The organism is Thiocapsa bogorovii (assembly GCF_021228795.1).
In the GTDB taxonomy this organism is placed as follows: domain Bacteria; phylum Pseudomonadota; class Gammaproteobacteria; order Chromatiales; family Chromatiaceae; genus Thiocapsa; species Thiocapsa bogorovii.
Genome location: NZ_CP089309.1, coordinates 4,347,740 through 4,360,545 on the forward strand (window position 1 = coordinate 4,347,740; position 12,806 = coordinate 4,360,545).

General features: G+C 65.0%; 9 protein-coding genes. 5 read left to right on the plus strand and 4 right to left on the minus strand.

Translation table 11 applies throughout. From position 1 onward, the window contains the following. Positions 1-58: 58 nt before the first annotated feature. Entirely contained in the window at positions 59-1,096 is a 1,038-nt protein-coding gene (locus LT988_RS19260; protein ID WP_232407127.1) for a CDP-6-deoxy-delta-3,4-glucoseen reductase, read from the minus strand. Positions 1,097-1,344: 248 nt separating this feature from the next. On the opposite strand from LT988_RS19260, the gene LT988_RS19265 reads away from it, so the two are divergent. The 4 genes from LT988_RS19265 (at position 1,345) to LT988_RS19280 (ending at position 4,014) form a co-directional block, all read left to right on the plus strand. Next, a complete protein-coding gene (locus LT988_RS19265) occupies positions 1,345-2,211 on the plus strand; it encodes an SDR family oxidoreductase (RefSeq protein ID WP_232407128.1) in 867 nt (288 codons plus the stop codon). Between the two features lie 201 nt (positions 2,212-2,412). Continuing rightward, positions 2,413-2,823: a Rap1a/Tai family immunity protein gene (locus LT988_RS19270; RefSeq protein ID WP_232407129.1), complete on the plus strand. Its 411-nt coding sequence runs from the start codon at positions 2,413-2,415 to the stop codon at positions 2,821-2,823. 55 nt (positions 2,824-2,878) lie between these two features. Beyond that, a complete protein-coding gene (locus tag LT988_RS19275; protein WP_232407130.1) occupies positions 2,879-3,112 on the plus strand; it encodes a glycine zipper family protein in 234 nt (77 codons plus the stop codon). 626 nt (positions 3,113-3,738) lie between these two features. Beyond that, entirely contained in the window at positions 3,739-4,014 is a 276-nt protein-coding gene (locus tag LT988_RS19280) for an RNA recognition motif domain-containing protein (RefSeq protein ID WP_232407131.1), read from the plus strand. A 69-nt stretch (positions 4,015-4,083) separates the two neighbouring features. Here LT988_RS19280 and ubiD read toward each other — a convergent pair whose 3' ends face one another. The 3 genes from ubiD to LT988_RS19295 all read right to left on the minus strand — a co-directional run bounded on the left by ubiD (position 4,084) and on the right by LT988_RS19295 (position 8,793). Continuing rightward, complete coding sequence (ubiD, locus tag LT988_RS19285) at positions 4,084-5,601, minus strand: 4-hydroxy-3-polyprenylbenzoate decarboxylase (protein WP_232407132.1); 1,518 nt, start codon at positions 5,599-5,601, stop codon at positions 4,084-4,086. 366 nt (positions 5,602-5,967) lie between these two features. After that, positions 5,968-8,001: an oligopeptidase A gene (gene prlC, locus LT988_RS19290; RefSeq protein ID WP_232407133.1), complete on the minus strand. Its 2,034-nt coding sequence runs from the start codon at positions 7,999-8,001 to the stop codon at positions 5,968-5,970. 177 nt (positions 8,002-8,178) lie between these two features. Further along, positions 8,179-8,793 carry a CNP1-like family protein gene (locus tag LT988_RS19295; RefSeq protein ID WP_232407134.1) on the minus strand — a complete coding sequence of 205 codons (615 nt, stop codon included), beginning with the start codon at positions 8,791-8,793 and terminating at the stop codon, positions 8,179-8,181. A gap of 367 nt (positions 8,794-9,160) precedes the next feature. Between LT988_RS19295 and smc the strand changes: the two genes are divergently transcribed. Continuing rightward, entirely contained in the window at positions 9,161-12,706 is a 3,546-nt protein-coding gene (smc, locus tag LT988_RS19300) for a chromosome segregation protein SMC (protein WP_232407135.1), read from the plus strand. Positions 12,707-12,806: the final 100 nt, after the last annotated feature.

A 12,806-nucleotide genomic window follows, 5' to 3' on the forward strand; every position in this document is an offset into this window, starting at 1 on the left:
ATCGCGAAAAGGTCCATCGGGCGCGGGAGTGTGCCCCGCTCCGGGCGGCAGGACAAGCTCAGTTCGCCCCGGCGTCCTTCGACTTGGTTGCCTTGGTGTCCGTGGCGTACTCGAAGGCGTCCGAAAACATGCGATCTCGGTCGAGCCCCGCGGCCTCGAACGCGACGCGCCCGGCCTCGACCATCACGGGCGGTCCGCTCATGTAGAGATCGAACCCGCTCGGATCCGGGTGATCCTCTAAGACAGCCATGTGAACGAATCCGGTGCGTCCCTGCCAATCCGGATCCGGCTCCGAGAGTACGGGTACGAAGCGGAAGGAGGGCAGTTGCTTCGCCCAGGTTGCCGGCAGATCGGTCAGGTAGAGGTCGCGTTGCGCACGCACGCCCCAATAGAGATCGATCGGGCGGTCGAGCCCGATATGGATCGCATGTTCGATCATCCCTTTCAGCGGCGCGAACCCGGTGCCTCCGCCCATCATAATGATCGGGCGATCCGAGTCCTCGCGAAGGACGAAGGTCCCCATCGGCCCCTGGATGCGGAGGATGCTCTTCTCGGGCATGCTGTCGAAGACGTAGGCGGTGAACTCGCCGCCCGGAACATGACGAACATGCAGCTCGATCTCCGCGTCGTCGTGAGGCGCATTGGCGATGGAGAAGGCCCGCCGGCGGCCGTCGCGGAGAATGAAGTCCAGATACTGGCCGGCGAGGAATTGCAGCCGTTGGTTCTCCGGCAGCTTCAGGAAGAGGCGCATGACGTCGTGATTGAGACGCTCCTTGCGCGCGACCCGACAGGGCAGGGTGCGGACTTCGATGTGCGCGACCGAGGGGACCTCGCGCACGCGCAACAGCAGGTCGGAAGCAGGCACGGCCTGGCAGGTCAGGCAGCTGTCCGCCGGTTGGCCTTCGAGCGCTTCGGTCTGCCCGCTCGGGTAGTCGACCCGGCCCTCGAGCAGGTGGACCGCGCAGGATCCGCACTTGCCGTCGCGACACCCGTAGGGCAGTCCGACGCCTTGGCGCAGTGCGGCAGCGAGGATGGTTTCGCCCGGCTCGACATCGAAGCGATGTTCCGCGGGGAGGGTTCGAATCTTGAATCTCATGTGCTGATTAAACCGCGTCCGGAGTGATTAGGCGATGGTTTTGGGTTTGCTGGGCCTCATCTACAACTGCGGCCGCAGTGGAGACGCGGTTTAATAATAATTTTTTCAATGGGTTGAGTCGCGTCTACCCCGGCGTATCGGGTGTTTTCGATTCCGGCGTGTCAGGTTCAACGCGGATCTGCACCTCGGACGCGATCCAAAGATCTTCGGGGATTTCACGCCGCTTTCGCAATGAGGAGGCAGGTCGGATGATGAATAAGCAGATCGTCGTCGGGTGCGGATATGTGGGCACCCGGCTCGCGCGCCAATATCGGGAGCAGGGTGAGGCCGTCACCGGCATCGTGCGATCCGACGCCGGGGTTGCTCGGTTGGAGCAGCTCGGCATCAAGGGCATACGCTGCGATCTCGCGGCCGAGGATCTCGGCGATCTCGGTCTTGCCGAGGCGCGAGTCTTTCATTTCGCGCCGCCGCCGGGGAGCGGGGTTCAAGATCCCCATACCCGGCATCTCGTCGAGGTCTTCGAGCGCTACGGGAATCCGCGTCGTGTCGTCTATATCAGCACGACGGGCGTCTACGGCGACTGCGCGGGTGCCTGGATCGACGAGACGCATCCGGTCGCACCTGTTGCCGCGCGTTCGCAACGGCGCCTGGACGCAGAGGAGACGCTGCGTAGCTGGAGCGCGGCGAGCGGCCGGGATCTGGTCATCCTGCGCGTGGCCGGGATCTACGGCCCCGACCGATTGCCTCTCGAGCGGATCCGGGCGGGGACACCCATGGTGAGGCCGCAGGATGCGCCCTACACCAACCGGATCCATGTCGACGACCTGGTCACGGCCTGTATCGCGGCGATGGAGCGGGCGCCGTCGGGTGCGCTCTACAACGCCTGCGACGGCCACCCGAGCACCATGACGGACTACTTTCTCGACGTGGCTTCCGCGGCCGGGCTGCCGAACCCGCCCTTGATCAGCCTCGAGGAGGCCGCCGACCGCCTCTCCGAGGGCATGCTCTCCTATTTAAGCGAGTCACGTCGTCTGCGCAACGATCGACTCCGCGAAGAATTGGGTCTGGTCCTGCGCTACCCGTCGCTGGCCGAGGGGCTGCGCGGGCTCTTCTGAGCGTTCGGCGTGTGCGTATCCTCGAACGCTTTTGGCGGCTATGATTCGGCCCTGCATCGCACGCCGCCGTGGCGGCGGTGCATCCCGGTCGGGCGAGTCGCTCGGATGATCTTCGTTCGTGCCGCCCGCTCGACTCTCCGGTGCTCGGTTCGATCTCGAGCCCCGGCACGATCCGACCCGACAATCCATAAGGAGCCATCGATGACGCGTTCAAATCGACAAGTGCCCGCAATGCTCGCCGCCCTGCTCGCAACCGCAGTCTTCGCATCCCCCGCCAGCGCGTTGGAGGAGGCGGACTTCAATTACGACTCGACCGAGGACCTTTATCAGATCTGCTCGGTTGCAGCGGATGCCGACGGGTATACGAGTGCATCTCTAGCCTGCCGTGCCTTCCTCGAGGCGACCGTCCAATATCACGACGGCGTCACGGCCCGCAACGGATTGAAGCGCTTGATCTGTTATCCCCAAGGCGCCACGATCGGAGATGCCCGCGAGGCGTTCGTTGCTTGGGCGAAGGCCAATTCCGGGAACGCCGAGTTGATGGGCGAGCAGCCCGTGAAGGGCGTGGTCCGCGCGCTTGCAGCCAAGTATCCTTGTAAGGGTAAGAAGTAGGTCTTCAATCGATCGAGCGTCGGCTCGATGTCCTGCAGTCTCGGAGATTCCAAAGATGAAAATCACCACAGTTACGGCCGCGTTTGCCTGTGCTGTCCTGCTCGTCGGATGCGGCAGCACAACCACCTCCCGTGTCGCGACGGGGACCGGTATGGGCGCAGCCACCGGAGCAGCCATCGGATCCTTCAGCGGCAACGCCGGTCGCGGCGCGCTCATCGGTGCCGGCGTAGGCGCCTTGGGGGGAGTGCTGGTCGACGAGCATCAGCGCGGAAGTTTCAGCAACAATTGATCCGGAGACCCGATCGACCGAGCCGTTCGTCGGTTCGGTCGGCGTTCCCTCGGCCTCACCCTGCGTGTGCAGCCGGCTGCGAACCGGACGGTTGAACACCCCGGTGCGGGCGACCCCGAGGGGCGATCGGGGGTATCGAGGGATCCGCGCTGGGTTCGGCGCCTGGATCGGGGCGGATCCGCAGCAATCGGCTTGCTGTTCCGGGGTTTGTCGCGATGATGGGTCAGGCCTGCTTTCCTGGTCGGTCATCCCCGGGCATCGGGTTCCCGCGCAACGAATCGTCACGATTTCGTCAAGCAAACGGAGTTGACGCTTCGCACACGATCCACTAGCTTTCATCAGGAATCAATCGCAGCGCGTACGGGATTTCGGCGCACGACATGGAGCAGGTATCAGGCGTAGGAGCTCGGCCCCACGCACGACGGTTGCGGTGTCGTCTCCTCGGGCGCGGCTCGGGTGCTCGACGAGCTGCCGTGCCGGATCCGGGCTCACTGCATAGATCCCCTCTCCCGTGCCGTGGATATCCGCGCGGGTTCGGGTTTGCGTTACCCGCTGTCGAGTCGGCTTGTGTGTTGGCAACTCGGCAGTCTTGGCTCGACCAACGCACACCAGCATGAGAGACAGCGATGAGGATCTACGTAGGAAACCTGACCTATAGCGTGACCGACGACGACCTTCGGGACGTCTTCGGACAGTTCGGCGAGCTCGCGGCCGCGGAGGTGATCAAGGATAAGTTTTCCGGTCAGTCCAAAGGCTTCGGGTTTGTTGATATGCCCAACAACTCGGAGGCAGACGCGGCCATCAAGGCGCTGAACGAAACCGACTTCAAAGGGCGCAAGCTCACCGTCAACGAGGCACGTCCGCGTGCCGAACGTCCACGCGGAGGCGGGGGTCGCTACTGAGCCCGTCGCTTGACTGTTCTGCTGTAAACCTATCGCCGTCGGGGCGCGCTGCGCCGCCGGCGTCGATGCCTACACGTGCCGTCCCTTACCCGCTTCTTGGTTGGTCGTTGCGACCCCGGGCCCTGTGATTCCGAGACTTTCCCAGATCGCGTCCACCCGTTCTCGCACCGCCTCGTCCATTAAGATGGGGCTACCCCACTCGCGCGTCGTCTCTCCCGGCCACTTGTTCGTGGCATCGAATCCGATCTTCGACCCCAGCCCCGAAACCGGAGACGCGAAGTCGAGATAGTCGATCGGCGTGTTCTCGATCATCACCGTGTCGCGCGCCGGATCCATGCGGGTTGTCATCGCCCAGATCACATCTGTCCAGTCGCGCGTACAGACGTCATCGTCCACGACGATCACGAACTTGGTGTACATGAACTGGCGCAGAAAGGACCAGACACCCATCATGACCCGCTTGGCGTGTCCCGGATATTGCTTCTTGATGCTGACGACCGCCAGGCGATACGAGCAGCCCTCGGGGGGCAGATAGAAGTCCTGGATCTCGGGAAACTGTTTCTGCAGGATGGGTACGAAGACCTCGTTCAGAGCCACCCCCAGGATCGCCGGCTCGTCGGGCGGTCGCCCCGTATAGGTGCTGTGATAGATCGGTTCTCGGCGCTGGGTGATGCGCTCGATGGTGAAGACCGGAAACTCGCCGACCTCGTTGTAGTAACCCGTGTGGTCTCCGAAGGGCCCTTCCGGTGCCATGTCGTCCGGGTGGATGTGGCCTTCGAGCACGATCTCGGCGCTGGCCGGGACTTGGAGATCGGATCCTTTGCAGACCGCCAGCTCGGTGCGGCTGCCGCGCAACAATCCGGCAAAGGCATATTCGGACAGGGTGTCCGGGACCGGCGTGACCGCGCCGAGGATGGTCGCCGGGTCGGCGCCGAGCGCGACCGTCACCGGGAAGGGCTTGCCGGGATGGGCGCGTTTCCAGTCGCGGAAATCGAGGGCACCGCCACGGTGGGCGAGCCAGCGCATGATGACCCGGTTGCGCCCGAGCACCTGCATCCGATAGATGCCGAGGTTGTGGCGTGCCTTCTCCGGCCCCTTGGTGATGACCAGGCCCCAGGTGATCAGCCGCGCGGCATCGCCCGGCCAGCAATGCTGTATCGGCAGGCGCGCCAGATCGACTTGATCCCCGTTGAATTCGATCTCCTGGCAGGGGGCGTTGCGCTGTACCTTCGGGGCCATGTCCAGCACCTTTTTGAAGATCGGCAACGACTGCCACGCCTCCTTCATCCCCTTCGGTGGATCGGGCTCCTTGAGAAAGGCGAGCAGCTTGCCGACCTCGCGCAGTGCCTCGACCGATTCTTCACCCATGCCGAGCGCGACCCGTCGGGTCGTCCCGAACAGGTTGCCCAGCAAGGGCATCTTCGACCCCTTCGGTCGCTCGAACAGTAGGGCTGGCCCGCCGGCGCGAAGCGTCCGATCACAGATCTCGGTCACCTCGAGATAGGGATCGACCTCCACCCGGATGCGTTTCAGCTCGCCGCGCTGCTCAAGCTGTTCGATAAAATCCCGCAAATCTCGATACTTCATTTTTTATCCCGTATCCGGGATAAAAAAATTATTTTTTTCATTGGGTTAACCTCGTTTTCCGAATGGGTCGTGTTGCCGCGTGACTTCCTGTGCCGTAAACCCGGTCACGCCGCTCATCGGATCGGTCGGGTGGACAAGGCCTGTAGGGTACAAGCGCAGCGCAGTCCACCAACGCCGGCGCGAGGTTCGGTGGACTTCGCTCTCGCTCGTCCACCCGACGGGCTACCGGCCGCCTGGCCAGCCGGCCCGCGGGGTCGTCTGCAAACTCATGCTCTCAATCTCTTAAACCGCGCCGCGCCGATCGGCAATGGTGGCCTCGTCATAAATGCCGCCCTCCGACATCCGCGTTCGTCCGCCGAACGCGGTTTAAGCCGCGATGCCGGAATGCCGCAACAGCGCGTCCGTATTCGGCTCACGCCCCCGGAACCGCACATAAAGGATCATCGCGTCCTCCGACCCGCCCTTCTCGAGGATGTTTTCGCGGAAGGACCGGCCGGTGTCAGCGTCGAAGACACCCTTTTCCTCGAACAGCGAGAAGGCATCCGCCGACAGGACCTCGGCCCATTTGTAGCTGTAATAGCCGGCCGCGTAGCCGCCTGCAAAGATGTGGGAGAAGGCGTGGGCGAAACGGTTGAAGGCCGGTGGACGGATCACGGCCACCCGGTCGCGGACCTCCTCGATGATCTCGTAGACGCGTCCGCCGCGTGCGGGGTCGTATTCCAGATGCAGGCGGAAATCAAACAGCGCGAACTCCAGTTGCCGCACCATCTGCATGGCCGACTGGAAATTCTTCGCCGCGGTCATGCGCTCGTAGAGGTCCGCAGGGATGGACTCGCCCGTCTCCCAGTGGGCGGCAAAGAGGTCCAGGGATTCGCGTTCCCAGCACCAGTTCTCCATGAACTGGCTGGGCAGCTCGACGGCATCCCAAGGCACGCCGTTGATCCCCGCCACACCCGGATAGTCGACCTTCGTCATCATGTGATGCAGGCCGTGGCCGAACTCGTGGAAGAGCGTCTCGACCTCGTTGTGGGTCAGCAGCGAGGGTTTGTCGCCGACCGGCGGGGTGAAGTTGCAGACCAGGTAGGCGACCGGGAGTTGGTCGCAGCGACTGGTGTGCATCCTGTTGGTGCAGACGTCCATCCAGGCCCCGCCGCGCTTGTTCTGGCGCGCGAAGGGGTCGAGATAGAACTGGCCGCGCAGCGCCCCGGATACACCGTCGCGGATCTCGAAGAAGCGCACGTCCGGGTGATAGGTGTCGAAGGACTCGGCCTCCTGGATCTTGACCCCGAAGAGACGCTCGACGACGCCGAAGAGGCCTGAGAGTACACGCGAGATCGGGAAGTAGGGCCGCAGCTCTTCCTGACTGATCCGATAGCGGTGCAGGCGCAGCTTCTCGGCATAGTAGCCGACGTCCCACGGCTCCAGTGTCTCGACCCCGTGCTGCTCTCGGGCGAACGCCTCGAGCTCGGCAAGCTCTTTGCGCGCCTGAGCGACCGAGCGGTCGGCCAAGTCGTTCAGAAAAGCCAGCACGTCGTCCGGGGAGCGGGCCATCTTGGTCGCAAGCGAGCGCTCGGCGTAGTTTGCGAAACCGAGCAGCTGGGCCAGCTCGTGACGGAGCGCGAGGATGCGCTCCATGATCTCGCCGTTGTCCCACTGCCCGGCGTGCGGCCCCTGATCGGAGGCGCGTGTCCCGTACGCCTGGTAGAGCTCGAAGCGCAGCTCGCGATTGTCCGCATAGGTCATGACCGGCATGTAGGAGGGCAGGTCGAGCGTGAAGAGCCAGCCGGTCTGGCCACGTTGTTCTGCGTTCTGCCGGGCCAACCCGAGGGCGGATTCGGGCAGGCCCGCGAGCTGCGTCTCGTCCTTGATCAGCGTGCTCCAGGCGTTGGTGGCGTCGAGCACGTTCTCCGAATACTTGGTGGTGAGCTGCGAGAGCTCCTGACTGATCGCTCTGTAGCGGGCCTTCTTCTCGGCCGGGAGATCGACGCCCGAGAGGTGGAAGTCGCGCAGCGCGTTCTCCAGGAGCTTGCGCTGTGCCGGGTTCAGGTGCTCCTGCGCGGCGACCGACTGATAGCCGCGGAAGAGATCCTCGTTCTGCCCGACCTCGGTCCCGTAATCGCTGAGCTTCGGCAGGCAGGCGTTGTAGGCGGCGCGCAGCGCGTCGCTGTTGAGCACGCCGTTGAGATGTCCGACCGGCGACCAGGCGCGGCTCAAGCGGTCGTCGATCTCGTCCAGCGGCTCGACGAAGCTCTCCCAGGTCGGCACCGCGACCTCGCGTGTCAGGCGCTCGATCTCGGCGCGGCAGTCGGCGAGACAGACGTCGATGGCGGGCTCGACGTGTTCGGGACGGATCCGGGAGAAGGCCGGGAGGCCGGTGGTCTCGAGCAATGGGTTCGTCATGGGTGTGGCCTGATCGGGTTCGCGGATCGAATGGGTCTCAGGGTGCGGCTCGGCAGTCTGCAGAAAGAATCTGCCGGGACCACCGGCGGGCCGGAACAGACGAAGCCTTGCCGCCCGCCGAATCATGCGGGCTGCACGCCTGAGTTTCCAGTCGAGCGATCGATGTGCTCGGCGTGGTCAGTCCGGCAGGAAACCCATGTTTTGGCGTGGTGAAATCCGGCCTTTGAGAGAACGGACCATGTCGATCTTCGGGCGCGGTGCGAAGGCCTGCGGGATGCAGAAGTGAAATCGCCAGAGGTCTTGACGCCAGCGCTCCCCGCCATGCGCAGGGATCGGAAGCCACTCCTCCGATGCGATCGGAACGAACCGTTCGCCGGCACCGTAGGCATAGGTCTTGTAGGCGCCCTTCGGCGTGCAGCGGATGCCCTCCACGGAGAGGTTGCGGGTCCCGCTGCGACCCTCCGCCACGAGCGTGTAGCGCACCACATCGTCCGCGCCGACCTGCAGATTGCGGGTGTCGATGAAATACCGCAAGGCGGCATCCGGACCGTCCGGGACCAGCTCGACCAGATCGGCATCCTGCGGCCAAGGCGGGAGCGGGGTGTCCGCTTCCTTCCAGGGCGTACCTTCTTGAACGCTCGACGGCACGGGGGGCTCGGCGTCGTTCACGAAGGCGTTCTCCGCGGCGGATAAGGGCATCGCGAGCCACAGGAGAGGAATCCAAGAAAGGGTGTCCCGGGTAAAGCGAGGCCGGGGCGTGAAGACCGAGGGAAGCTGTCGGGGAGGTGTCATGATGTCGGTCACCGGGGATTAAGCCGCGCCCAGCGCGGTATGTGATGTTTTTGGATGGGGTCGGCCCCTGCAGACTTGATGACCGCTGGAGCTTGCGCGGCTTAAGATATTAAGAAATAAATCATTTTAAACCGCGTCCCGAGCAAAATGCGTCATTTTCACTTCGCTTTTGGCTTTGGACACATCTTCGATCTCGGTGATGCGCGGTTAAAGCCGGCAGGATGCGCTCGCCATGACGCCCGTCGTGCTCCGCACCCGCGCGCATCGCCGCATCGAGATCCTCTAGTCTACCAGCCCGAAAGCTCCGTGCCATGCGAGACGCTCGGCCCGCTTGTGCCCTCGATTCTCCTTCCGGTATGGTTCTTGGATGCGTCTCGAAAAGATCCGACTTGCCGGCTTCAAATCCTTCGTGGATCCCACGACGGTCCTCTTTCCGGGCAACCTGGTCGGTGTCGTCGGACCCAACGGCTGCGGCAAGTCCAACGTCATCGACGCGGTGCGTTGGGTCATGGGCGAGAGCTCGGCGAAGATGCTGCGCGGCGAGTCCATGGCGGACGTGATCTTCAACGGCAGCACCGGGCGCAAGCCGGTTGGAACGGCGAGCATCGAGCTGGTGTTCGACAATGCCGACGGCGGCGCGGGCGGTGCCTATGCCGCCTTCAATCAGATCTCGGTCAAGCGACAGGTCTCGCGCGACGGTCAGTCGGCCTATTTCCTGAACGGGACACGCTGCCGTCGGCGCGACATCCAGGATCTCTTCCTCGGGACGGGTCTCGGTCCGCGCTCCTACGCTATCATCGAGCAGGGCATGATCTCGCGCATCATCGAGGCGCGTCCCGAGGATCTGCGGCTCTTTCTGGAGGAGGCCGCGGGGATCTCGAAATATAAGGAGCGCCGCCGCGAGACCGAGAGCCGCATGCGCCAGACCCGCGAGAATCTCGATCGGCTCGACGATCTGCGTGACGAGGTCAACAAACAGATCCAGCATTTGGAACGCCAAGCCGCCTCCGCCGAGCGCTATACCCAGCTCAAGGCCGAGGAGCGGCGTCTGGACCTGGAGCTCAAGGCGCTGCGTTGGCAGGCACTCGACGCGGAGATCCGCACCCGCGAGCAGCGACTGGCCGAGACCGAGACCCGGACCGAAGCGGGGCTCGCACAGCAGCGACGGATCGAGGCGGATATCGAGGCACGGCGCGCCGACTATCAAAGTGCCTCTGAGACCTTCAACGGGGTGCAGGGGCGGTTTTACGCGGTCGGCTCCGAGATCGCGCGGGCCGAGCAGGCGATTCAGTTTGCCAGCGAGGCCCGCGGTCGGCGCGAGGGCGAGCTGGTGCGGCTCGATCAGGAGATCGGCGAGGCCGAGGACCACTTGGAGCGCGACCAGGGACGGCTTGCCGAGATCGATCGCAACCTCGCCCGCGACGAGCCCGAGCTGACAGACGCCGATCAAGCCTTGTCCGGGGTGCTCGAGCAGGTGACGCTGGCCGAGGATAAGCTCAAGCACTGGGAGCGTCTCTGGGACGACTTCAGTCGGGAGGCCGCCGGGCCTTCGGAGCAGGCGCAGGCCGAACGTGCGCGGATCAACGCGTTGGAGCAACGCAGCGATCGCGACCGCGACCGATTGCGGCGTTTGGACGAAGATCTCGCGCGTCTGCAGGGCCTGGAGCTGGAGGATCGGTTCCTGCAGCTCGTCGCGCGAGAAACCCGATTGGAGACCGAGCTTGCGGACATGGAGGGGCGTCAAGAGTCCCTGGGCGCCGGCCTGGCCGAGCGCGACGAGGCGATCGGTACGCTTGCCTCGGAGATTGATGCGGTCCGCACCCTGTTGCAGGAGTCCCGGGGCCGGTTGGCCTCGCTCGGCGCGCTCCAGGACGAGGCCCTGGCCGACACCGATGCCGACGGCCGGTCTGCCGACTGGATTGCCGCTGCGGGACTCGCCGACGCGGTGCGTCTGATCGATGGGCTCGACGTCGACGCGGATTGGCAGCGTGCGGTCGAGGTCTTGCTCGGGGATGCGATTCGCGCAATCGGCATTCCGAATCTCGATCATGCACTGTCGGGCGGCGGAGATCCGCCCCCTGGCGTGGTCCTTTTGGAAACCCGCCTGGATGCCGAGGGGCAAGTCGAGGCTCCGGGGGACTCTGACGGCGCACCGGCGGCTCGGGCGCTCCTTGCGCATGTTCGCGCACCCTGGGCGCTCGACGGGCTGCTCGGTCGGGTCAGGACCGTCGACCGGCTCGCCGACGCCGTCGCCATGCGCGACGCCTTGGGACCGGCCGAGCAATGGGTGACGCCCGAGGGTGCGCGGGTCGGTCGCGACTGGCTAAGCACGCCGCCGGTTAAGGCGCAAGCGGGCGTCATCGCGCGGGCGGAGGCAATCAAGGCGCTCGGCGGTGAGATCGCCGAGCTTCAGGCCAAGGAGTCCGCGCTCTGCACCGAGCAGGAGGATGCGCGCGCCGCCCGAACGGTGGCTCAAGAGGCACGGGCCGATGCGGGACGGCAGCTGACGGCGCTCGGTCGCGAGCTGTCGCTGCTCAAGGCCGAGCTCGCGAGCCTGCGCGCCAAGCGCGAGCATCGAGAGGATCGGCTTCAGGCATTGGCCGCCGAGCGCGACGAGCTCCAGGAGCAGATGGCCGATGCCTTGGAGGAGATGGAAGCGGCGCGCGAGCGTCTGCACGAGCACCTCTCCTTGGTGGAGAGCTTGGCGGAGCGACGCGACGCAATGCAGGTCGAGCGCGAGACGCTGCGTGCCGGGCTTGCCGCGGTGCGGGAGGAGGAGCGTCGCTGCCGGGAGCGAACGCAGGGGCTGCGGGTCAGCGTCGAATCGAACCGCGCCGCCCGCGCGGCCACGCAGCAGAGCCTGGCGCGCCTACAGGAGCGCCGCGCGGTGCTCCACGAGCGCCGCGCCGAGCTGTTGGATGCGCTCGAGGAGAGTGTCGAGCCATTGGCCGAGCAGCGGGTGCGGCTCGACGAGCAGCTGGTGCTCCGGGTGGAGGTCGAGGAGGCGTTGGCCGAGGCACGCAACCGACTCGAGGCCTTGGATGCCGAGGTGCGCGAGCTCGAGCAGGCGCGTCAGCGCTCGGAGCAGGAGGGCCGCGTCGGTCGCGGCGAGCTCGATCGGCAGCGTTTGGAGCACCAGGAGCGCTTGGTCCGTCGCCAGACCCTCGCCGAGCAGATCGCCGAGGTGGACGGTGCCGAGCCCACACCGGCCGAGGTGCTCGCCGAGATGGATCCCGCGGCGAACGAATCTCAGTGGCAGGAGGCGCTTTCCAAGACCGCGGCGCGTCTCCAGCGGCTTGGGCCGGTGAACCTCGCGGCGGTGGACGAATTCCGTCAGCAGGCGGAGCGCAAAGTCTATCTGGACGCACAGCACGAGGATATCAGCCGCTCGCTCGAGACGCTGGAACAGGCGATCCGCAAGATCGATCGCGAGACACGCAGCCGTTTCCGCGAGACCTACGATCAGGTCAATCAGGGGTTTCAGCTCCTGTTTCCGCGGCTCTTCGGCGGCGGTCACGCGAGCTTGGATCTCACCGACGAGGATCTGCTCGAGACCGGCGTCAGCGTCATGGCACGCCCCCCGGGCAAACGCAATTCGAGCATCCATCTGCTCTCGGGCGGGGAGAAGGCGCTGACGGCGGTGGCCTTGGTTTTCGCCATCTTCGAGCTCAATCCGGCGCCCTTCTGTATGCTCGACGAGGTCGACGCGCCGCTCGACGACGCCAACGTCGGGCGCTTCTGCGAGCTGGTGCGCTCCATGTCCGATCGGGTCCAGTTCGTCTTCATCAGCCACAACAAGGTCACGATGGAGATTGCCGATCATCTGCTCGGAGTGACCATGCACGAGCCCGGTGTCTCGCGGCTCGTCTCGGTGGACGTCGACGAGGCGGTGCGACTTGCGGCGGTATCCTGAGTGCTCGGCGTTTATCGTCCGACCCGTGCGGGACGCACCCTGATTCGGGGAAAAGTCACGCGCGCTCGGTATTCACCCGCCCGATCGGGGATACAGGTCG

Bases quoted from the DNA above. Each gene is read 5' to 3' on its own strand.
- LT988_RS19260 (WP_232407127.1), bottom strand. From the start codon at position 1,096: ATGAGATTCAAGATTCGAACCCTCCCCGCGGAACATCGCTTCGATGTC.
- LT988_RS19265 (WP_232407128.1), top strand. From the start codon at position 1,345: ATGATGAATAAGCAGATCGTCGTCGGGTGCGGATATGTGGGCACCCGG.
- LT988_RS19270 (WP_232407129.1), top strand. From the start codon at position 2,413: ATGACGCGTTCAAATCGACAAGTGCCCGCAATGCTCGCCGCCCTGCTC.
- LT988_RS19275 (WP_232407130.1), top strand. From the start codon at position 2,879: ATGAAAATCACCACAGTTACGGCCGCGTTTGCCTGTGCTGTCCTGCTC.
- LT988_RS19280 (WP_232407131.1), top strand. From the start codon at position 3,739: ATGAGGATCTACGTAGGAAACCTGACCTATAGCGTGACCGACGACGAC.
- ubiD (WP_232407132.1), bottom strand. From the start codon at position 5,601: ATGAAGTATCGAGATTTGCGGGATTTTATCGAACAGCTTGAGCAGCGC.
- prlC (WP_232407133.1), bottom strand. From the start codon at position 8,001: ATGACGAACCCATTGCTCGAGACCACCGGCCTCCCGGCCTTCTCCCGG.
- LT988_RS19295 (WP_232407134.1), bottom strand. From the start codon at position 8,793: ATGACACCTCCCCGACAGCTTCCCTCGGTCTTCACGCCCCGGCCTCGC.
- smc (WP_232407135.1), top strand. From the start codon at position 9,161: ATGCGTCTCGAAAAGATCCGACTTGCCGGCTTCAAATCCTTCGTGGAT.